20 protein-coding genes, 10 tRNA genes and 2 rRNA genes are annotated in these 20148 nt (G+C 36.3%); 7 read left to right on the top strand and 25 right to left on the bottom strand.

The genetic code is table 11. The features are described 5' to 3' along the window. Window positions 1-73: 73 nt before the first annotated feature. Window positions 74-271, top strand: a complete 198-nt coding sequence (locus I7822_RS17945) for a hypothetical protein (protein ID WP_207980483.1) — start codon at window positions 74-76, stop codon at window positions 269-271. Between the two features lie 326 nt (window positions 272-597). On the opposite strand, the gene I7822_RS17940 is transcribed toward I7822_RS17945, so the two are convergent. The 4 genes from I7822_RS17940 to I7822_RS17925 form a co-directional block, all read right to left on the bottom strand. Next, window positions 598-1383: a hypothetical protein gene (locus I7822_RS17940; RefSeq protein ID WP_207980482.1), complete on the bottom strand. Its 786-nt coding sequence runs from the start codon at window positions 1381-1383 to the stop codon at window positions 598-600. 770 nt (window positions 1384-2153) lie between these two features. Then, window positions 2154-2573 (bottom strand): hypothetical protein, encoded by a 420-nt coding sequence (locus I7822_RS17935; RefSeq protein ID WP_207980481.1) that lies wholly within the window; start codon window positions 2571-2573, stop codon window positions 2154-2156. Then, window positions 2570-2902, bottom strand: coding sequence for a hypothetical protein (locus I7822_RS17930; protein WP_207980480.1), 333 nt, complete (start codon window positions 2900-2902; stop codon window positions 2570-2572). Before I7822_RS17930 ends, I7822_RS17935 begins: the two co-directional genes overlap by 4 nt. A gap of 117 nt (window positions 2903-3019) precedes the next feature. After that, window positions 3020-3583 (bottom strand): hypothetical protein, encoded by a 564-nt coding sequence (locus tag I7822_RS17925; RefSeq protein WP_207980479.1) that lies wholly within the window; start codon window positions 3581-3583, stop codon window positions 3020-3022. Window positions 3584-3988: 405 nt separating this feature from the next. Here I7822_RS17925 and I7822_RS17920 point away from each other — a divergent pair, with 405 nt between their 5' ends. The 3 genes from I7822_RS17920 to I7822_RS17910 are packed head-to-tail and all read left to right on the top strand — an operon-like array spanning window position 3989 to window position 5559. Beyond that, complete coding sequence (locus I7822_RS17920) at window positions 3989-4255, top strand: hypothetical protein (RefSeq protein ID WP_207980478.1); 267 nt, start codon at window positions 3989-3991, stop codon at window positions 4253-4255. Between the two features lie 50 nt (window positions 4256-4305). Then, the gene (locus tag I7822_RS17915; protein WP_207980477.1) at window positions 4306-5097 is read left to right on the top strand and encodes a uracil-DNA glycosylase family protein; all 792 of its coding nucleotides are present in this window, start codon (window positions 4306-4308) and stop codon (window positions 5095-5097) included. 18 nt (window positions 5098-5115) lie between these two features. Beyond that, the gene (locus I7822_RS17910) at window positions 5116-5559 is read left to right on the top strand and encodes a hypothetical protein (protein WP_207980476.1); all 444 of its coding nucleotides are present in this window, start codon (window positions 5116-5118) and stop codon (window positions 5557-5559) included. A 151-nt stretch (window positions 5560-5710) separates the two neighbouring features. Here I7822_RS17910 and I7822_RS17905 read toward each other — a convergent pair whose 3' ends face one another. Both I7822_RS17905 and I7822_RS17900 read right to left on the bottom strand, forming a co-directional pair. Then, a complete protein-coding gene (locus I7822_RS17905; protein ID WP_207980475.1) occupies window positions 5711-6703 on the bottom strand; it encodes a hypothetical protein in 993 nt (330 codons plus the stop codon). 75 nt (window positions 6704-6778) lie between these two features. Then, a complete protein-coding gene (locus I7822_RS17900) occupies window positions 6779-7213 on the bottom strand; it encodes a helix-turn-helix domain-containing protein (RefSeq protein ID WP_207980474.1) in 435 nt (144 codons plus the stop codon). A gap of 467 nt (window positions 7214-7680) precedes the next feature. Between I7822_RS17900 and I7822_RS17895 the strand changes: the two genes are divergently transcribed. Then, window positions 7681-8277, top strand: a complete 597-nt coding sequence (locus I7822_RS17895) for an SLATT domain-containing protein (RefSeq protein WP_207980473.1) — start codon at window positions 7681-7683, stop codon at window positions 8275-8277. A gap of 4 nt (window positions 8278-8281) precedes the next feature. Beyond that, window positions 8282-9613: an SMODS domain-containing nucleotidyltransferase gene (locus I7822_RS17890; RefSeq protein ID WP_207980472.1), complete on the top strand. Its 1332-nt coding sequence runs from the start codon at window positions 8282-8284 to the stop codon at window positions 9611-9613. 79 nt (window positions 9614-9692) lie between these two features. On the opposite strand, the gene I7822_RS17885 is transcribed toward I7822_RS17890, so the two are convergent. Further along, window positions 9693-9887 carry a hypothetical protein gene (locus I7822_RS17885; RefSeq protein ID WP_207980471.1) on the bottom strand — a complete coding sequence of 65 codons (195 nt, stop codon included), beginning with the start codon at window positions 9885-9887 and terminating at the stop codon, window positions 9693-9695. A gap of 309 nt (window positions 9888-10196) precedes the next feature. Between I7822_RS17885 and I7822_RS17880 the strand changes: the two genes are divergently transcribed. Then, window positions 10197-10541 carry a hypothetical protein gene (locus I7822_RS17880; protein WP_207980470.1) on the top strand — a complete coding sequence of 115 codons (345 nt, stop codon included), beginning with the start codon at window positions 10197-10199 and terminating at the stop codon, window positions 10539-10541. Window positions 10542-10751: 210 nt separating this feature from the next. On the opposite strand, the gene glmS is transcribed toward I7822_RS17880, so the two are convergent. The 18 genes from glmS to I7822_RS17790 form a co-directional block, all read right to left on the bottom strand. Continuing rightward, window positions 10752-12557, bottom strand: coding sequence for a glutamine--fructose-6-phosphate transaminase (isomerizing) (gene glmS / locus I7822_RS17875; RefSeq protein WP_207980469.1), 1806 nt, complete (start codon window positions 12555-12557; stop codon window positions 10752-10754). A 438-nt stretch (window positions 12558-12995) separates the two neighbouring features. Next, window positions 12996-14342 (bottom strand): phosphoglucosamine mutase, encoded by a 1347-nt coding sequence (glmM, locus tag I7822_RS17870; protein WP_207980468.1) that lies wholly within the window; start codon window positions 14340-14342, stop codon window positions 12996-12998. 27 nt (window positions 14343-14369) lie between these two features. Beyond that, window positions 14370-15614 (bottom strand): CdaR family protein, encoded by a 1245-nt coding sequence (locus I7822_RS17865; RefSeq protein WP_207980467.1) that lies wholly within the window; start codon window positions 15612-15614, stop codon window positions 14370-14372. Continuing rightward, on the bottom strand, window positions 15607-16428 hold the full coding sequence (gene cdaA / locus I7822_RS17860; RefSeq protein WP_207980466.1) for a diadenylate cyclase CdaA: 822 nt from the start codon (window positions 16426-16428) through the stop codon (window positions 15607-15609). Before cdaA ends, I7822_RS17865 begins: the two co-directional genes overlap by 8 nt. 307 nt (window positions 16429-16735) lie before the next feature. Next, a complete protein-coding gene (locus tag I7822_RS17855; RefSeq protein ID WP_207980465.1) occupies window positions 16736-17347 on the bottom strand; it encodes an anti-sigma factor family protein in 612 nt (203 codons plus the stop codon). Window positions 17348-17361: 14 nt separating this feature from the next. After that, entirely contained in the window at window positions 17362-17925 is a 564-nt protein-coding gene (gene sigW, locus I7822_RS17850) for an RNA polymerase sigma factor SigW (protein WP_207980464.1), read from the bottom strand. Between the two features lie 689 nt (window positions 17926-18614). After that, window positions 18615-18690 (bottom strand) — tRNA-Ala (locus I7822_RS17845). Between the two features lie 19 nt (window positions 18691-18709). Next, window positions 18710-18784 (bottom strand) — tRNA-Gly (locus I7822_RS17840). A 6-nt stretch (window positions 18785-18790) separates the two neighbouring features. Next, a tRNA-Lys gene (locus I7822_RS17835) sits at window positions 18791-18863 on the bottom strand. Window positions 18864-18873: 10 nt separating this feature from the next. Then, window positions 18874-18948 (bottom strand) — tRNA-Gln (locus I7822_RS17830). Window positions 18949-19161: 213 nt separating this feature from the next. After that, window positions 19162-19245 (bottom strand) — tRNA-Tyr (locus I7822_RS17825). Between the two features lie 15 nt (window positions 19246-19260). Then, window positions 19261-19333: transfer RNA gene (locus I7822_RS17820), tRNA-Thr, on the bottom strand. 5 nt (window positions 19334-19338) lie between these two features. Next, a tRNA-Val gene (locus I7822_RS17815) sits at window positions 19339-19414 on the bottom strand. Window positions 19415-19417: 3 nt separating this feature from the next. Then, window positions 19418-19492 (bottom strand) — tRNA-Glu (locus tag I7822_RS17810). A gap of 27 nt (window positions 19493-19519) precedes the next feature. After that, window positions 19520-19592: transfer RNA gene (locus I7822_RS17805), tRNA-Thr, on the bottom strand. 2 nt (window positions 19593-19594) lie between these two features. Next, window positions 19595-19669 (bottom strand) — tRNA-Asn (locus tag I7822_RS17800). A gap of 10 nt (window positions 19670-19679) precedes the next feature. Further along, window positions 19680-19795: ribosomal RNA gene (gene rrf, locus I7822_RS17795) — 5S ribosomal RNA — on the bottom strand. A gap of 257 nt (window positions 19796-20052) precedes the next feature. Then, window positions 20053-20148 (bottom strand): 23S ribosomal RNA (locus I7822_RS17790); the annotation flags it as partial.

Genomic DNA, 20148 nt, shown 5'->3' with positions numbered 1-20148 from the left:
AATCTATAATCTAACAGGCTTAAAAAACAGGGGTAATCGATTACTCGATTACATTGGGAAAGGGAGCAGAACGATGAAAAAGATAGAGATAGTTCTTTCAAAAGAATTGGAACAAGAGATAGCCGAGATTGTTAAGCTAAAATCTATTGGCAATTATGTAGCAAAGGAAGATGCTATTATATTGAAGGTGTTGGAACTGTACACAAACCGATACAAAAGCATGGTGAAAGGCTCAATAAATGCCATTGATAATGCAACAAAAAGAAAATAGAAGCTCCTTCATAGGGGCTTCTGATACTATCCTATTTCTCCTTAATTTACAAACTCGACTTCATCCTCACATTTCACTTTTACCATGCTTATATCGCCTGTAAATGGCTTTAGTGTAGGTCATGCCCCTCATAATATATTATTGGTACTGTATTATAGGGATTGGGAGCTGACTCATAATAGAAACACAGTCTAAGCCACTAAATAAGACCAGCTCATACGGTTTCTTAGTCGTTCCTTGCTTTCAATATTACTCACAAGGGATTCCATTTTTCAGCAACTTGCTCGTCATGTTGGCTTGTATAAAAATAAATTCTCTTCCTGCTTTTATTCTATCTGTTCCTCCTGCACTGATTCTTCTTTTAGTTTATCTCCATAATAATCTATTCCAATTTCCCTACGGAAATCTTCCATATGCTTTATTTCTTCCTCGTCTGATGGTGGAAATGGGATACCGTTCCAATCACTGTATCTTATATCAGCATAAAGGGTAGTTCCAATCACAATATAATTATCATTATTCAGAAGGTCTCCATACTTATTTAGAATGTATAGTACCCCCTCCATATCTTTACAAGGAATAGCAATGTAATCGCCAACAAATATATTCTTGATATCCTCAGTGGAAAACGGTAAAGAAGGGTTTGATAGGCTGATACCCCCCACCGAATTTTGTTTGGCTTCTGGATTAATCCAAGTCGTTTCAAATTTCTCTCTATTTAAAAACCCAGTAACACTGCTATCATTATCTTTGTTAAATTCTGAATCAATGACAGCTTTGATAAGAGAGACTACCTTCTTATATCTGTCATGACATTTTCTGAAAGCAATTAATGTTTGAAAAAACGATTTATTTGTTTCTTCATATAACTGTTCCAGAATTTTATTGGATATCGTTTTTCCCTGAATAGCTTCTCTTCTTAACAGCTTGTTATTAATAAATTCGATTACCTGACGATTGCTTGTAAAATCAATATTCGCATATTCGGAAAGGTCCACCCTTATATTTTCATTTTCCGCTACGGAATGCTTTAACATTGCCTGGACATAGGCTGGTCTGATTCTATAGCCTGTTTCGTTAATTCTGTTTAAAATGGTTTCTACTGTGTACAAATTGGCTCAACTCCTTTCTCAAAACATCTAATATAACTGTCATATTGCTTGTTTATCGTAATTTAATTCTATTTGATTATATCCTTTGCCTTTATCAAGAAATAGCTTAGAGTAGTTCTACAATGTCTTAGAAGGGTTCTATAAGTAATCAGGGGACTTATGGATAAAAAATGATATTTATTTTTTAAACGTATGTATTACCTTTAATAACTGCTGTTTGTAGGGAGTCACTGAAAAATGTCCATTATATCGCCTATATAGGCTTTTATTTATTATTGTGTGGAAACATCTTAGATTTATTTGTAATAGAAGCAATCCCAACAGATAAAATCAATTCATGGAAAGGGAACATCGACCACTTTCATGTATGTGTTTTGTCCTTCTAACAGATTTTGATTAATAGTTGCTCTTGAATTTTTCAAATGAACTTCGACTTTTCATTTGAAAATGATGCAATCGAATAGAAGGCTGTAAAGCCGAAAAAATCAATAAAACAGTAAAGTCCTAAAAAACTTTATTCCTACTTTAGATAAAGGAGTGCGACATTTCAAATCAGTTTTTCATTTTTTCTTTGCCCTATATAGGTTTATGTTTTCCGAAAGTTGTGAGAGGCTGTAAAGTCTTATGTACCAAGGTCTAAGTACCCTTTTTATTTTAGAAATATCATTCCCCATTTCCACTCGAATTCATCTAATTTTTAAAGGATTAATCTAAGACTCAACTAATTATCTACTAAATAAAACACAAAAAGAACCTGTAAGCATCTCCCCTTACAAGTCCTTCTTCAATCTTTTAAATCTATCTTTAAACTCTACAGCCCTATTTATTTTAGACAGGGCTTCCTCCAACTCCTTCTCTTTCTTTTCCTCCTGCATTTTCTCCTGCTCCTTTTCCCTTGCCTTCAATCTCTTTTCAATCTCTTTTCCACGTTTGCCAAGCCTTTTTCGATTAAATTCAGCAAGTAAGCCATATTTTTTTGATTCCGCAAACTCCTTAACAGCTAATGCCTGTTCTGTTGTAAACAATCGCTGACCGTTAATTACAAGTGGCTCTGGAATCAATCGTTCCTTTCTACTCTCAGCCAACCTGTCACTATACTTGCACCATTGAGCAATTGTGACTGGACTACGGTTCACATACGCCCCTAAATCACCAGTGGTAAGGTATTTTTGCCCATTAACAATTCTCACTTTTTCAATCCCCCTTCCAGTTCAGCGAGTTTTTTCTTTAATTCCTCATTTTCTTTTTTCAACTTCTGATAAGTCGTCACTTTTGCTCGGTATTTTAACAAATCACCCTTTCTTAATTTGCCAATTCCATCTCGAATTGCTTTTACCTCTGACTGCTTATAATGCTGGATATTGTTTATCCTTGTTGCATTAGGTAAGAAGCCTTCCATCCCTTCTTCCTTCATCTTACGGTCTATCTGAATAAGGTTAAATAACGTGGCAGGACAAATTTTTAAGAGGGTGGAAATTTCTGAAATCTTGTAGTAAAGCTCCCCATCTTTTCGTTTCAAAGTACGCTCCTCCTTCCTGTTTTTGGATATGATAGGGTTTTGGTATAAAATTTGATACGGAAACTATTAGGTTTTTGTTCTTTGGACAAAAATTGAAAAGGTGCTTTTATGATATTTTTAAAGGTTGATAGGGTTCTTTGATTTGAATTCTGCAATGATATCGTTCAATAGTTCGTTTTTCTTCTTGCTATGATAGACACCGTATAGCCTTAAATACATGTCCAAATCTGGTGCAAGGAATATCGTTTGCTGAACACCTCCTGCCTTCTCGCTCCAGGGAAGATACTTAACTTCTTCTCCTGACTCGGAAACCCTTTCCTTATCTTCAGCTATCTCCTCTTTCTCTCCCACTACCCCTGCTTCTTTACCTAATGTTTTTACACCGTCTTTTTTGTGCCTATTTGTATAACATTGACTGCAATAGGTATCAAAGTATTCTCGCTCTTTCCCTGGATTGCACAACTTATACGTTTCGTTTATATCAACCCATGTCCTATTCTCTAATCTATAAACAGGATGCCAACGATTACAGGAGGAACAGTATATCTGTAGCTCCTCTACACCCTCCATAAATCTATGGTTTACAGCGGTCTTTCCTCGCTTTTCTAAGCTAATTTGAAAACTTCTTGGAAGACTGATACCCCTAATCAGAACATCTTTATCTTTTAGCTTTAAGTCCATACTAAACTTCCCTACCTTTCAGTTATTAGTTTTATATTATAGTTGGTTGTAACGTAATAAATTCCAAAACCCTTGGTTTAATAACTCACGACATTGTTGTATTCCTGTTTTGTGGAAAAGATAACATCACAAATTACTAAAATGATATTTTGGGACAAACAGAAGAACCCATCCCTATAAAGGAAGGTATGAACATTTTCATAACTATTGTGCAAATTACTCGGAACTGTTGCTGAAAAAGTATGATGAATATAAGAACTATTATGAAATTAGCAGGTACTTCTTTAGCAAACCTTCAGATATATTTATGTAACAAACGCTATTTGAACCTGCAAAGTTGAAGAAAAGTTCAGAAAACACATGATATAATATGGATACTAATGGAATTCATTTGGGGGTTATCGCATGAACAAGTTGCTGGATACAATCGAGGTCAAATCCATTAATGGATTTTATCGAATTCATCTTTATGATGACGGAAATGCTCTGCCTAAACTTGCCATTTATCAGGTTGCCGATGGGAATGAAACGCCTGTGAGAAATATGTACAAAGAGCTTAAAAGATTAAATGAAGAGTTTTCCTATGGGATTGAATATGAACCAAAAGATAGAATCAAATTAAACACCAGAGAATTCGGCAGGGAATTTATTAAAAGATATAAAGGCTATTGATATGAGTGTCCACCGTTCTGCAAGAGGTATTTTAGAAAGGGAGAATTAATATGGGCTTGGATAGACTAACCAAATTGTATTCTGAATATCAAATTGCTTCCAATGAATGTTTAGAACAGGAAAAATCACCGTATATGTTAATCAAAGAACACTGCGGCCACACAGAATACTTTCAATCAATGGAGCAATTGAAAGAGAGGCTACCAGATAAATCAGAGCAAAGAGGAGCTGATTTACCCTTTTGGGGAGAGAAATATTTCTCAAAAAACGAAAAGGGACTGCGAACCATGATAATCGCTCAAGATTCTTTATCCGAGGATGCTGGAAGCATTGTCTTTTACGCACCTCTTCTCCATCTAAATTGGGACAAAGCAACGTATAACACTCAATTTTATAAACATTTACCTAAAAAGACTTTCGGCTATACCAGTTATCAAGATGTTTTGTTTGCCCTAAACTCTTGGCAAGTAGACTTAAATTTCCTTTACATGACCGATGCAAGAAAAGTATATAATTCTAATAATCTACCGAAAGAACAACAAAAAATTGATAAGGTTGCCTCATATGATTTTATCAAGAAGGAAATTGAAATTGTACAACCGCATCTTATTTACCTTTTAGGTTCTCAAGCCTTTACGTTATTTGGTTATAAAGGAGAGCTATTCGCAGAAAATGTAGGGAAGAAAATTATTGAGATAGAAAACAAACCTGCAATTGTAGCACCGTTTATTACTGGCAACGGTAATAAAGGAAGCAATAAAGAACGTTTCATAGAGCGATTCAAGGGTACACAAGCTCTTTCTTTACAGTTAAGAGAAGAACTTTTAAAGGCAAAAATATAATAGTAAGTGGGTCGCTTTATGTATGAAATTATGTTTGAAATGAAAACAATGGTGAAAAAGAAACCCTTTAAATATAAAAAGATTTTAAATGGAGTTAAAGAGATTTTCTTTGGAAAAAATGAAAGTACAAAAGTTAAACTAAGCAAAAAACAATATATGAACATAATTGATGCATTTAAAGGGCGGACTGTTTTAATCGGAGCTTCCAGAACCAATCCTCCAAAAGATAGTCTGGGAGAATGGCTAATGAATAATATTACAAAACAGGCTATTGCTTCTTATATTGTTCCGATACTTATTGAGGAAGGCCACGCTACTCCAGTAATGCCACTTGACAGTGGGAAAATAAAATTTACAGTTGTAAAAATTGTCGAGTGTTCAAATTGTCGTGAAGATACTAAGATGCCTTTAATTCCTTTTGCATCACACTTTCTATGTGCAAGATGCATTAGAAATTGGTAGTCTTATATAGATTTGGGGATAAATTCGATATATTGTCTAACTCAACAAGTGTTAGTTAAACAATCATATTGGAATGATGGTTTTATAACTTAAACAAAACGACCTATAAAAATAGGCACTGGATATGACCCAATGCCTTTTCCCTGCTCATTTACAGACTGTATTCAAGTTCTTCTTTCCAACTATCGAGTTTCTCTTCTCCATATAGAACATCGTTGCTAAATGTTAATATGAAACGCTCTGCTATCTGCACCAAGCGTTCAACCGTTTCATATACATCCTCATATGACCGAAAACGATAAGCGATGGTGCATGTATCATCCAGAAATTCAAGCTCCTCGCCAATTATTTTTCTTGCCTTTACTTTTTTCTCCTTAATTTTAAAATAAATGGGTGGTGTATCCTCCTTAAATCTCAGTTCAACAAAAGCACGACGACGCATATCTTCTACTGTTAGCATTAATGAAATTCCAGATTTACCAAATCCGCATGGAATAATTCTTAAACTATCAAGATTAGACTTCTGTCTTTGGAAAGATAGAAAATAAGGGACTTTTTTCCTCAACTGTTTTAATAGATAGTTGTTTACGTCTTCTCTCTTAGTAAAATCCCAATTATATTTTTCCCTATATTCCTTATTACCATGAATCGGGTGAATAATGCTTATACCCTTAAGCAATTGAATAGGATTAGAGATTTCATTAAGAATATGAAGATTTTCAAAGACCTTTAGCTTATGTGTTCCGCTATTCAATAGGTCAATTCCCTGAAATAAATCAGGATTAATCGTTACAAAATAAAGGTTAATATCTTTTCCAGAATCCATTATTTTATCCCTTAACTGTTTGACGTACTTTTCTTTAAATGCCACAGCTTGATAAATAATAACCCCTTTATCTATTGCCTCTATCAACTTGAGAAGTCTGTATTGGTGTGAGTAATCTGATTTTAACAACACATTCTCTACAAATACTTCTGCTCCAGATTCCTGTTCAATTGCGAACATATCTATTTTTAATCCTGCATATTTTGATTCCAATTCTACTCCTGTCAATTTCAAATTTAGTTCTTTTTCCAATATGGATAAATTTTCCTTAAGGTATAAACTGAATATGAACTCTCTTTCACTGCCATTTTTAGACATACTACGATTTCCTCCCTACATGCAGAAAAAGAGAACCATAAAACCTATAGTTCTCTTCTCCACCTGTTTAATGTACTATTTCAATGAGTTTAAAAACTGATTGACCTTTTCAGTAATTTTTACCGTTTCTATATGTTTATTTTCCTCCCATTCGCAATCCAACATCGTTTGCATAAGTGCCAACAGGTTCTCTCTTGCTTCCATACTCGGCAACTTTCCATTAATTAAGTATTCATGAAAAACTAAAACTTCTTGAATACTTTTGATAGGAAGCTCTTCCTCGCTCGGTTCAATATCAATTAAATCGGTTACGTCAATTTTGAGAGCCATACAGATGTTTCTAATCACAGGATAGGATGGAGCTTTTCTCTTTCCTAATTCCATACGATTCACATACCCTGGGTCAATTTTAGCTAACATACCTAATTCCTTGCATGTGTAGCCTCTGAGATTTCTAAAATATCTTAATTTTTGACCGAATGTTCTCGGCATCTCTCTGTCTTTTCCCATATCATTTCCTCCTGTTATATCTGTCTAATCCGAATTGATAGATTAGAACTTCCTATTTTAATAGCTTCAAAATTTGAATCCTGCTTTATTAAAGCTACTGTATTATAAGCAGTTGGAAGAAATATATAACTGATAGGAGGGCTTTGGAACAGGAATAAGACATGGTATAACAAGAGAATTCATACGAAAACAATAAAATGATGATAGGATATAAAAACGATTGATTAATGGTGCATTCCAAAATTAGGGCTATAGCAAATGAGGAAATTGGGTAATAATCGCTGAAACTCTATCACTATCTTCACTATTCATAAGTATCCTCCCATTTTCTAATATTTTTGTATTTGACAAATCTAAAAAACAACAAACAAAACACAATATATAGTACCTAACATTACATTATATATACTATATATTGAATGTATTAGAATGTAGTGCTATAATGCTATATTGTGAGGAGGAAACAAATGGATAAAAAAATAGATAAAAACTCAATATTAAAGCAATTAGCTGAGAACGGTTATAATGTAGGATTTGGAGCAAAAAAACATTTCGCAACTTTTGATATTATAGAAAAAGTCCCAAATGCTATCTCCCTTATTGTTCTGCTTGTCGGAGTAGGTCAATTGGCTTATCCAAATAATCATTATAATACAGGAATATCTACAACCTTAATAATGGTTAGTATCCTCGCATTAACAATTAGCTCTTTTAACTCTGAAAAAGAAAAGTATGAAAAAGCAGGGATTGAACTAACCAAATTATTTAATGAATTAAGAGCTTTATACTATCATGTTAAAAATTCAAATCACGAGGATTTCCAAGTAGAATTCCAACAAATGAACGATGTATTAAATAGATACTATTCTTTAAGCATGAGCAAACAAATATTTACAAGTGACTGGTATGCTCATTATAAATTTTTCTTCCAAATGCAAATAGAATGGATTAACGAACAAAAAAAATTCTCATTTTGGAAAGATAAAATACCTAAATCATTTGTTATTTTCCTTCTTTTTGTAATTTTAGTAGTTTGGTGTTGGATTAAAATTTTTAAGGGGTGAATGAATGTTAAGCCAATCATTTGAGGATTTCTGTGAGTCGCTTAAGGTCGATAATACAGAAGATATAGATATAAAATTTAAAAGCATCACAAAAAGGTTAAATAAGAGTTTTTGGGACAGCGAAAGCGAAGAAGAGCATGGATATAAAGTAGGGTCATTAGGTCGTAATACTGCCATTAAGGGTGTAAGTGACCTGGACATGTTGTTTGTCCTTCCAGATGATTTATATACCCAATACAACAATTATGAAGGAAATGGACAATCCGCTCTTCTCCAATGTGTTAAAAATGAAATAAAAAAACGTTATCCAAATACAATCGTTCGGGGTGATGGACAAGTTGTCGTAGTCAGTTTTTCAAATTACGAGGTTGAAGTATGCCCAGCATTTGAAGAATCAGATGGGAGCTACACTTATCCAAACTCAAATAACGGTGGAAAGTGGAAAAAGACAGACCCGATGCCTGAAATAGAAGAAAGTTTAGATACAATTGATGAAACTAATCAACATTTTCAACACGTTTGCAACATGGTTCGTGCGTGGAAAAATCATATTGGATTTAAGATTGGCGGACTTCTAATTGACACTTTAGTATTTAACTTTTTTAACCAATATCCCGATTATAAATCTACAACATTTGATAACTACTTATCTCTGTTCCAGGATTTATTCAAATATTTAAAGGGTTTGAATAAAGACCAAAAATATTGGTTAGCTCTGGGAAGCAAACAGCATGTTTATAATAAAGATGGGAAGTTTGTCACTAAAGCTAAGAAAGCGTACAACAAATTAGATGGCTTAGTTGAAGATAGTGATGAACTATATGAAAAACTACAGGAGATTTTCGGAAAAGACTTCCCTATTCCTGAAACAGTCGAAGAATCCGCACAAGCAACTTTTGCCTTATCATCACGTTCAAATTCAGAGAAATTTATCGAAGACATGTTTCCCATTGACATCAAATATAATTTGAAAATTAACTGTGAAGTAAAACAAAATGGTTTTAGAGAGGCATTATTAAGAACCCTATTGTTGCAAGATAAGCCTTTACTAATCAATAAACAGCTAACCTTTTTTATTGAACACAATGAAGCCAAAGACAAACAACTTCAATTCACTGTATATTGGAAAGTACGTAACCGTGGGGATGAAGCGATAAAAAGAAAACAGCTAAGAGGGGAAATAGTTCGAGGCACTGACCAAAAAGTAGAAAGAACCTCCTTTAAAGGAGGACATTATGTAGAATGCTACATCATTCATAATGATGTATGCGTAGCCAGAGACTTCCTTGATGTACCTATTTCATATAGTTTCAACAGTGCAATTGCCTCTTACTAAAATGAATTCTTGATTGTTTAATAAGCTCCATAATGAACATGAATCAATGAGTTCAAATGGAGCTTTTATTTTTAATATTTCAGTAATCGAGGAACAGTTCCATCTCTCCAGGCGATAATTGACTCGGCTTTAAACCTTTTTCCTGACAATAATCCCACAAGGCTCTAACTTTTACTTTTGGTTCTCCTTTCCTACAACTTATAGCAAAAATCCCGTCTGGGAATGCATCGTCAAATTTAATCATTTCTTCAATCATCCTTTTCTTATCAAACATATTCCCACCAACTTTTTAAATATTATATCAATTTTTCACTTAGATTTTCTGCCCCCTTAACCCTTCCCCCTATATAGTTCAAATCCACTTTAGATTTCACTTCAAAAAAATCCCTGCCTTCTATGTAGTTGTCAAAAATAGTTCTACACTCCCCCCTTCTCACAAACCCCTGTCATTCCTGCCTTTCTCCGATTTCCCCAATTTCTGTCGTTTAATTGGTTCTTCCCTAACTCACTCCTTTTTTCTCCTATTTTTTGTCAGAACCCTATTTTTTCAGGAAAATAAGTTGTTCCGTAGGAACAGGAATAAATGGGATTAGGAACAAGGTTTTCTCCTACCTTTTTCCGCCTTTTTTCTCTGGATTTCTTTCTTGAAATCGTTGATTTATCGGGCATTGTCATGCTTTTCCTCTTGCTTTTATTCATGCCTTTCTCATGCTTTTTTCTGGCTTTCCCTCCGCTTTTGGATACAAAAAAAAGAGGAAAACTGGAGAAGACACTCCGATTTTCACTCGTTTTAGGGAACGACTTATTTAACCAAGGGAACAGTTTATTTTGCTACGGAACACTTGGAATTTCCGATAACATGTACATTCCAGTTCAGCCAGGCTTTATATTCAGGCTTTCTCCCGCAATTAATCAAATGATTGATTAGACCAAGGGCTTAATAGGCAAACAAAAAAGAATCGAGAAATCGTACCCACGGTACGTTTCCCGATTCTTTTGGAGTCTACATACATAGTTGCCAGCTCCAGCTATCTCCCCAGTTCAGATACCAACTTATTTACAGCAGGTACGAACTTGAATTACATAGGGGAGAACTTAATTGCAGAGAGGACAAACAAAACCTTCAAAAATCCCCTGTTTACTCCACTGTAACACTCTTCGCAAGATTACGTGGTTTATCAACGTCACATCCACGATGTAGTGCTGCATAATAAGAGATCAATTGTAATGGTACAACTGCTGCAAGTGGTGATAATTGTTCATGAACACTTGGAAGAACAAAACGATCGTCTTCTTCTTCTAGGCCCTTCATTGTGATTATACATGGATTAGCTCCACGTGCTACAACCTCTTTTACATTTCCGCGAATGCTTAGGTTAACATGCTCTTGAGTCGCTAATGCAATAATTGGTGTACCATTTTCAATTAACGCAATGGTACCATGCTTAAGCTCTCCGCCTGCAAAGCCTTCTGCTTGAATATAAGAGATTTCTTTGAGTTTTAGTGATCCTTCAAGTCCTACGTAGTAATCAACAGAACGTCCGATGAAGAATGCGTTACGTGTTGTAGAGAGATATTCACGTGCAATAGCTTCCATTTCTTCTTTTTGATCACAAAGAACTTCCATTGCATTTGCAACAATACCTAGCTCTTTTGTTAAATCAAATTCTAGAGTACGTCCTTTTCCATATGCTGCAACAGCCGCAAGAATTGATAATACTGCTAATTGTGCTGTATAAGCTTTTGTAGATGCAACAGCAATTTCAGGACCTGCATGTAATAATAGCGTGTAGTCAGCTTCACGAGATAATGTTGACCCTTGAACATTTGTAATCGTTAAAGCTTTGTGACCAAGCTCTTTTATCTGTACTAGTACTGCACGGCTATCTGCTGTTTCTCCACTTTGTGAAATAAAGATAAATAGTGGATTTTCAGAAAGCAATGGCATATTGTATGAGAATTCACTTGCGATATGAACTTCAACTGGGATTTTCGCCCAATTTTCAATAAATTGTTTTCCAACTAATCCCGCATGGTAGCTAGTCCCTGCTGCAATGATATAGATTCGATCTGCTGCATTCACAGCGTTTACGATTTCAGCATCAACTGTTAAACCACCATCTTCATTACGGTATTTCTCAATAATTCTTCTTGTAACTAAAGGCTGTTCATCTATTTCTTTTAACATGTAGTGAGGATAAGTGCCCTTTTCAATATCGCTTGCATCAAGCTCTGCTTTATAAGGGGCACGTTCAATTACATTACCTTGTAAATCTTTAATTGTAACAGACTCACGTTCAACAAAAACCATTTCTTTGTCCATAATTTCAACATATTGGTCAGTTACTTGTAACATTGCCATAGCATCTGACGCAACTACGTTAAAGCTACCATCACCTAAACCAACAAGCAGTGGACTTTTGTTTTTTGCTACATAAATCATATTAGGATTTTGCTCATCTAATAATCCAATCGCATAAGAGCCTTTTAAAATTGATAACGTTTGACGGAACGCTTCTTCAACCTCTAATCCGTTTGCTACAAATTTTTCAATTACTTGAACAATTACTTCTGTATCTGTATCACTTTTCAGTTGAACATCTTGTAAATATTCACGCTTCAAAATAGCATAGTTTTCGATAACACCGTTATGCACAAGTGTAAATCTACTAGTAGTACTTTGATGTGGATGTGCATTTACTCGGCTAGGTACACCATGTGTTGCCCATCTTGTATGACCGATTCCTGTTGATGCTTCTACTTGTTCATCAACACTCTCACGTAGCTCAGCAATACGGCCCTTTTCTTTGAAAATGTGCACACCTTCATTATTCATTGCTGCAATTCCTGCAGAGTCATAACCACGGTATTCTAATTTTTCTAGCCCTTTTAATAATATTTCCTTAGCATCTTGTTTACCAATATATCCTACGATTCCGCACATATTCGTTTCCTCCCATAGTGTGTAAACTAGGGACAGGAAGTCATTTTCGGAGACATTCACTGTCCCCTCACACATGTTTTTAATTTTGGAAGGCTACGCTTCTCCCTTTGTACAAAAAGTTACCTCTTTGGTTTAAGGAAAAACTTACGGTTGTAACCAATCAACCGGGAGGCATCCGCCGAAATTTCGATAACCTCCATCCTCGTCAACTAAGTTATTTTCGATCCCTTAGTTCAGGCGCTTTAAATTGTCAACCTTCTTTACTATGCCCCTTTCTATCATAAATAAAAATACAAAGTTAATAATACAACATAACAAAATAAACCGTCAATCAATTTATGCCATTCTCTAACAATTCTACCTGAATTGCTATACATATATGATATGTTCGAACATGCAAACATGTTAATAAAAAGGCGGGTTCCCCCGCCTTATGTCTTACTCCAAGCCCATCTCTTGTTTGACTATGTCTACAATTCGCTCAACATATTTACTGCATTGTTCTTCTGTTGGTGCTTCTGCCATAACACGAACTAATGGCTCTGTACCTGAAGGGCGAACAAGGATACGACCATTCCCATTCATTTCTTGTTCCACAGATTCAATAATCTCTTTCACTTTTTCATTTTCTGTTACCCCATGTTTATCTGTTACTTTTACATTTATAAGTAATTGTGGGTACTTTTTCATTTCACTAGCAAGCTCTGATAATTTTTTACCCGTAAGCTTCATGATGTTCACAAGTTGTAATCCCGTTAGGAGTCCATCACCAGTTGTATTATAATCAAGGAAAATAATATGACCTGATTGTTCTCCACCAAGGTTATAGTCATTTTTCTTCATTTCTTCTACTACATATCGGTCACCAACAGCTGTCGGGATACTTTTAATTTCATGCTCCTCAAGTGCTTTGTAAAAGCCTAGGTTGCTCATAATAGTCGATACAACTGTGTTTTTCTTTAGTCGTCCTTCACTGTTTAAAAATTTTGCACAAATATACATGATTTGGTCGCCATCAACGATTTCACCATTCTCATCGACAGCAATCAATCGATCACCGTCACCATCAAATGCCAAACCGATATCTGCATTTTTCTCCTTCAAAAAGGCTGCTAATGCTTCTGGATGTGTTGAACCAACTCCCGCATTGATATTTAATCCATTTGGAGCTGTACCCATTGTCGAAACATCTGCATCTAAGTCAGCAAACAAATGTGTAGCAAGTGATGATGTAGCACCATGTGCACAATCCAATGCCACATGAATACCAGTAAAGTCTTCATCAACTGTTTGCTTTAAGAATTGAAGGTATTTTTGCCCACCTTCAAAATAATCGTTAACTTGTCCTAAATGTTCCCCTACTGGTCTTGGTAGTGTATCTACTTCTTGATCCATTAAGCTTTCAATTTCAAGCTCCTGCTCATCTGATAATTTATATCCATCTGGACCAAAATACTTAATACCGTTATCCTGTACAGGGTTATGTGATGCAGAGATCATAACTCCCGCTTGTGCACCAAGTGCCTTCGTTAAAAATGCTACACCTGGAGTTGAGATAACACCTAAACGCATTACTTCAGCTCCGATAGAAAGGAGACCTGCTACAAGAGCACCTTCAAGCATATGACCTGAAATACGAGTATCTCGACCGATTATTACTTTCGGTCTGTCCGTATCTTTTGTTAATACATAACCACCAAATCGGCCAATTTTAAAGGCTAACTCAGGTGTTAATTCACTATTAGCAACTCCTCGTACTCCATCTGTCCCAAAATACTTTCCCATTGGTTTCGCTCCTTTATTTAATCTGCCTTATGAGGCTGAAGAAATTTTAACTTTTACTTTTTCAATTTCTAATGACCATGTTATATTTTGTGGGCCGTTCACCTCAACATCTACCTCATGCTCACCATTACTTAGGTCTGACAAATTTATATATAATTCTATATCAGATGATTTTATATTTTTAATGACACTTGGTGCCCCATATATCTTAACATCTTGTGTTCCTGCCTCAGGTTCAATAAACTCAAGATTCTTAGCTTCTGATAATCCTACAGCTTTTATCTCTTGATCTGTAAACGCCTTTTCTTCTTGTTCATCTACATCTACATTAATCTTGAGCTTTTCAGGATCTATCTTTTTTATTCCTTCAGGTATCGGCACATCTACTTCTAATACAGTATCTTTTTCAATCTTACTAAGGTCTACTGTAACTCCATCGATAAATTCAAGCTTATCCAAAACATCCATAGGACCGAATACCGTTATTTCCTTTGGATCAGGTTCAATACTTGATATACTCAAGCCTTTTTTAAGCTCGCCCTCCCTTATTATTTTAAACGGTAAGGCTTTACTTGGACTTTTTATCGGAACTGTCACATCTACAACTGTTGGTTCCACTTCAACAGGAAGTATATTCCCATCGCTATCATATATCGTAATCCGAGATTCACGGTTAACCGTTTCTTCCGCATTTTCAAGATTTACAGCAGCTTTCACACTGGATATTCGATCAATCAATTCTTTAGAAGCTGTCACACGAATGCTATTTGGATTGACAATTGGTTGATCAGGCGTATAGCCTTCCTCAAGCTTATCTTCATTTAGAAAATCAACTTCGACCTGAAAATCTTTCGCTACCTTCTCTTCAATAGAAACTGTGATAACTGAAGGAGAAATACTTGCCTTTAAGTCATCAGATAGGTTTTTAATTTTAAGCTTAACTCGATGAGTCCCAATTGATAACTTAGTCAAGTCTGCATAAACCTCAAAATCTCTAAGCTGCCTTGCTTTTGTTAATGAACTTGTTGCACCTTCTAAATTGACGTTAACCGATTCGGTTATACCTGTTACAACAAGGTTTTCTTGGTCAAAGTATGTTACAACTGGTACTTCTGTGACAGTAGCCTTGTCCGCTGTAGGCGATTGCGATAATGGTGTCGTTGGCTGATTAACAGAAGGAGCTGATTCAATATTAACCGAAGCATATAACATCAACGCCATAAATAAAGCAATAACCCTCATCACCCAACGGCTATTCATCAACTTATCCATTTTTCTTTCCCCTCCATTGCCAACGGTTTGAGGAAACAGGTTTTGTTGTTATAATTAACTCTCTTTGAAGAATTTCTCTTAATTCATCTTGAGTTAAGTTTCGATGAAGCTCACTATTTCGAGCAACTGAGACACTTCCTGTCTCTTCAGAAACGATAATTGTAAAACTATCTGTCACCTCACTAATCCCTAAAGCAGCTCGGTGACGTGTCCCAAGTTCCTTAGAAATAAACGGGCTTTCTGATAGAGGTAGATAGCAAGCTGCAGCTGCAATTTGATTCTTTTGAATAATAACTGCCCCGTCATGAAGAGGTGTGTTAGGGATAAAGATGTTAATCAATAATTCAGACGAGATCAATGAATTTAATGGTATTCCAGTTTCTATGTAATCGCTCATCCCTGTTTCTTTTTCAATAGACATTAACGCACCAATGCGTCGCTTCGCCATATAGTCTGTTGCTTTCACAATTGCTTCAACTGTTATTTCAGGATCATCCTCTCCAGGTAAACCACCTCGAGAAAATAATCGTCCTCTTCCTAGCTGTTCTAATGCTCTGCGCAGCTCTGGTTGGAAAATAATAATAATGGCAAGAAAACCCCATGTTAAGGCTTGGTCCATTAACCACTGTAACGTGCTTAATCCTAGGTATTGACTCAACATGCGGACTACAATTATTACAGTAATTCCTTTTAATAGCTGTACAGCCTTTGTTCCCCTTACGACCATAATCAGTTTATAGATAACGTACCACACAAGGAGAATATCAACAGCTATGCCGAGGTAATGCAATATTGGTATATCCTCATATCCCATTCACTCGTCCTCCATGAGTTTCACTCTTTTAATATATAAAAACGTAAATGTCGCCATCAATTCACGAAGAAATATGAAAAAAATGAAGTATGTACTAGCCCACATTAATATATCAGCTTAATCAGAGCAAGCCTTATATTAATTTGTTGAAGCTATATTCATCAATTTTCTAAGTAGGTTGGTATTCCTAGAAATTAGCTTAATTCCAACCCCGCTTCACTCATATATAAGTTTTGTTGATAACTATGTTATTATATCACTTTCTAAAACAAAATGTAAAAAGGCCACCGTATTGATGACCTCGTGTTTAACGAAAAACTCCTACAACATCCTGAGAGAGAGATTTTATATGGTACCATAACCATTCAAACATCTCATCGACTTCCTCTATCTCCCCGGTTACTTGTCCTGCTGCTGCCCTATAATTCTCTCCATTAATCACAGTTACATCACCCTCAATTTTACCTTCAATCATTAAAGAGCCGTTTTTCACAATCACATCACCTTTTACAACCTCTCCCTTTGGAACGGTGACCTTACTATTCTCAACAACTAGGTTAGACTGCTTAGAGACGCTAAAGTGCTGATTCTCATTCCAGGCTGAAAATAGACTTCCTGTCATGAGAAGAACAAACAATGAGGCTGCAGCCAATAGTGGGTGACCTTTTAACAAGCGGCTCCAGGAAGCTGTTCGCTTTTCTTTTGGTAGACTATTCATTACAGCTTGGGTGAAATCCTTTGGAGCTTCAATATGGGATGTACTTTGGACAAGCGCAACAGCCTTTTCAAGCTCATGAAAATGTTGATAGCAACTCTCACAAGTGTGAAGATGGTTTTTTACCTTAATTTCTTCATCACTAGATAATTCATGATCCATATATTTATGCAAAAGCTGAACAAACTCAGAAGAACAGCTCATATATTCTCACCTCATTATAAATGCCTTAATTGCTTTCTAAGGGCTTCTCTCCCTCTGTGAATCCGTGTTTTGACTGTACCTATTGGAATATCGAGAATTTCGCTTATTTCTATTAATGATAGCTCATCTATATACTTTAAGACAATAACTGTTCGATACTTATCAGGGAGCTTTAATATTTCTTTTTGAATTGTTTGTTGTAGTTCCATTGTTTCTAGCTCATCTTCAGGTAAAGCTATTTCAGCAGCTACTTGGGAATACATCGTTAATCCGTCTGTTCCTGAAACCTCTGCATCAAGATAATAATCTGGCTTCTTTTTTCGAATACGATCAATTGATAGATTCGTTGCAATTCGGTATAACCATGTCGAGAATTTTTTATTCATATCATACGTATGAATATTTACAAATGCACGTATAAAAGCTTCTTGTGCAATATCCTCTGCTTCGTGTGCATTTCCGAGCATTCTGTAACATAGTTGATAGATTTTATCCTTGTACAAATCAACTATTTCAGCAAATGCATTTTGATCGCCTTTTTTAACCTGTTTTATTCGATTCTTTACTATCGTTTCCATAAACATACCTCCGCACTCTGCGGGTCTCTTTATATACGTATAAGTTTCCATTTGGTTTCATTTTATTTACATAAATTATTTTAACAAATTTTGGAGGTTATTGGTGATAAATTTTCAATTATTTATTAAGCTGGTTTCGCAATATTGTTGCTATATACAAAGTAATGCGGTGTGGTTGATTTCCATGGGCTTGTGATAAGCCTCGCACTTCCACTCCAATCACCTGAGTTAGTTTTTTAAAAGGCTGTTTTCGTAAACTTTGTTGCTATTTACCAAGTATGCGGTGTGGTTGATTGCAGCGAGAGATGCTCGCTTTCCGCGGGGCGGGCGGTGAGCCTCCTCGGCGTAAACGCCTGTGGGGTCTCACCTGTCCGCTGCTCCCGCAGGAGTCTCGCACTTCTTTTCCAATCAACCTGAAATAGTTTTTGTTTTAAAAGAAACAATCTCTTAGACAATTATTAAGACGAACAATAAAAGAAGGACTACTTGAAATAGTCCTTCTTGTTATTCATAGAAGCTATCAAGAATTCATTTACGTATTAAAAGTCAGAATCATATATAGTATAAAAATAACTTTAACTTGCTAGGTCTTATTTTTGCTTCCTTAAGTACGTAATTCTAGTATTTACATTTACAAATAACAAAAAACCACAAACATCAGTTTATGGTTTGAATTATCATATATGTAATGGTGGAGCCTAGCGGGATCGAACCGCTGACCTCCTGCGTGCAAAGCAGGCGCTCTCCCAGCTGAGCTAAGGCCCCAAATACTAAGGGGATTCTATGGAGCGGAAGACGGGATTCGAACCCGCGACCCCCACCTTGGCAAGGTGGTGTTCTACCACTGAACTACTTCCGCAAATGATGAGCCATGAAGGACTCGAACCTTCGACCCTCTGATTAAAAGTCAGATGCTCTACCAACTGAGCTAATGGCTCTAAATAAAAATGGCTGGGCTAGCTGGATTCGAACCAACGCATGTCGCAGTCAAAGTGCGATGCCTTACCGCTTGGCTATAGCCCATTATTTAACTATATGAAAATTAATTCCCTGAACTTAGTATTTCATTAGTAGTAAAACAGCCTAACTTGCTAGCAATCAATTTGTATAACATATTATAAACATTGTTTAGTTATATTATTCACAGCTTTCTAGCCTTCTAAACAAAATCAAAGATAAACAAATTATGAAATGGATACCCATTTACCTTCGTTTATCTACATTGTTTTATGTAAATGGTGGAGGGGGGCAGATTCGAACTGCCGAACCCTAAGGAGCGGATTTACAGTCCGCCGCGTTTAGCCACTTCGCTACCCCTCCATATGTGTGAAACAGTGCCGGCAAGAGGACTTGAACCCCCAACCTACTGATTACAAGTCAGTTGCTCTACCAGTTGAGCTACACCGGCATAAATGGTGGAGGATGACGGGATCGAACCGCCGACCCTCTGCTTGTAAGGCAGATGCTCTCCCAGCTGAGCTAATCCTCCGAATGGTGACCCGTACGGGATTCGAACCCGTGTTACCGCCGTGAAAGGGCGGTGTCTTAACCGCTTGACCAACGGGCCATGAAATTTTTAATAAGTCTCTGTGTAAGCTTCCAACCGGGCTCGAACCGGTGACCTCTTCCTTACCATGGAAGTGCTCTACCAACTGAGCTATGGAAGCAATGGCTCCGCAGGTAGGACTCGAACCTACGACCGATCGGTTAACAGCCGATAGCTCTACCACTGAGCTACTGCGGAACAATTTGAAGCCTGGCAACGTCCTACTCTCACAGGGGGAAACCCCCAACTACCATCGGCGCTGAAGAGCTTAACTTCCGTGTTCGGCATGGGAACGGGTGTGACCTCTTCGCTATCGCCACCAGACAATTACGACAAGAATTATTATACTATTTTGAAAGAATATTTCAAGTGTTTTTTTGTAAAAAATAAATATTCCTTCAAAACTAGATAACGATTCACAATTCAATTCACTTAACTGAGTTTACGCTCTTACTTTGTCCAGCTACAGAAGCCAAATCCTACGGTAATTTCACTCTCTCGTACGAAGTCAAAGAACGACTTCTTCTAAGGTCGCTCCAATTCCCTATGGATAAAAGCTAAGCTTCTTCCGCTTTTCTATTTAGGTTAAGTCCTCGATCGATTAGTATCTGTCAGCTCCACACGTCACCGCGCTTCCACCTCAGACCTATCAACCTGATCATCTTTCAGGGATCTTA

This window comes from Metabacillus bambusae (genome assembly GCF_017497975.1).
Lineage (GTDB): Bacteria > Bacillota > Bacilli > Bacillales > Bacillaceae > Metabacillus > Metabacillus bambusae.
The sequence above is the reverse complement of the archived record's forward strand: the minus strand, read 5'-3'. Positions and strand labels throughout refer to the sequence as shown.

What these genes read in the sequence shown, in the direction of transcription:
- I7822_RS17945 (WP_207980483.1), top strand. Translation starts at nt 74, where the DNA reads ATGAAAAAGATAGAGATAGTTCTTTCAAAAGAATTGGAACAAGAGATA.
- I7822_RS17925 (WP_207980479.1), bottom strand. Translation starts at nt 3,583, where the DNA reads ATGGACTTAAAGCTAAAAGATAAAGATGTTCTGATTAGGGGTATCAGT.
- I7822_RS17920 (WP_207980478.1), top strand. Translation starts at nt 3,989, where the DNA reads ATGAACAAGTTGCTGGATACAATCGAGGTCAAATCCATTAATGGATTT.
- I7822_RS17915 (WP_207980477.1), top strand. Translation starts at nt 4,306, where the DNA reads ATGGGCTTGGATAGACTAACCAAATTGTATTCTGAATATCAAATTGCT.
- I7822_RS17910 (WP_207980476.1), top strand. Translation starts at nt 5,116, where the DNA reads ATGTATGAAATTATGTTTGAAATGAAAACAATGGTGAAAAAGAAACCC.
- I7822_RS17905 (WP_207980475.1), bottom strand. Translation starts at nt 6,703, where the DNA reads ATGTCTAAAAATGGCAGTGAAAGAGAGTTCATATTCAGTTTATACCTT.
- I7822_RS17900 (WP_207980474.1), bottom strand. Translation starts at nt 7,213, where the DNA reads ATGGGAAAAGACAGAGAGATGCCGAGAACATTCGGTCAAAAATTAAGA.
- I7822_RS17895 (WP_207980473.1), top strand. Translation starts at nt 7,681, where the DNA reads ATGGATAAAAAAATAGATAAAAACTCAATATTAAAGCAATTAGCTGAG.
- I7822_RS17890 (WP_207980472.1), top strand. Translation starts at nt 8,282, where the DNA reads ATGTTAAGCCAATCATTTGAGGATTTCTGTGAGTCGCTTAAGGTCGAT.
- I7822_RS17885 (WP_207980471.1), bottom strand. Translation starts at nt 9,887, where the DNA reads ATGTTTGATAAGAAAAGGATGATTGAAGAAATGATTAAATTTGACGAT.
- I7822_RS17880 (WP_207980470.1), top strand. Translation starts at nt 10,197, where the DNA reads ATGGGATTAGGAACAAGGTTTTCTCCTACCTTTTTCCGCCTTTTTTCT.
- glmS (WP_207980469.1), bottom strand. Translation starts at nt 12,557, where the DNA reads ATGTGCGGAATCGTAGGATATATTGGTAAACAAGATGCTAAGGAAATA.
- glmM (WP_207980468.1), bottom strand. Translation starts at nt 14,342, where the DNA reads ATGGGAAAGTATTTTGGGACAGATGGAGTACGAGGAGTTGCTAATAGT.
- I7822_RS17865 (WP_207980467.1), bottom strand. Translation starts at nt 15,614, where the DNA reads ATGGATAAGTTGATGAATAGCCGTTGGGTGATGAGGGTTATTGCTTTA.
- cdaA (WP_207980466.1), bottom strand. Translation starts at nt 16,428, where the DNA reads ATGGGATATGAGGATATACCAATATTGCATTACCTCGGCATAGCTGTT.
- I7822_RS17855 (WP_207980465.1), bottom strand. Translation starts at nt 17,347, where the DNA reads ATGAGCTGTTCTTCTGAGTTTGTTCAGCTTTTGCATAAATATATGGAT.
- sigW (WP_207980464.1), bottom strand. Translation starts at nt 17,925, where the DNA reads ATGGAAACGATAGTAAAGAATCGAATAAAACAGGTTAAAAAAGGCGAT.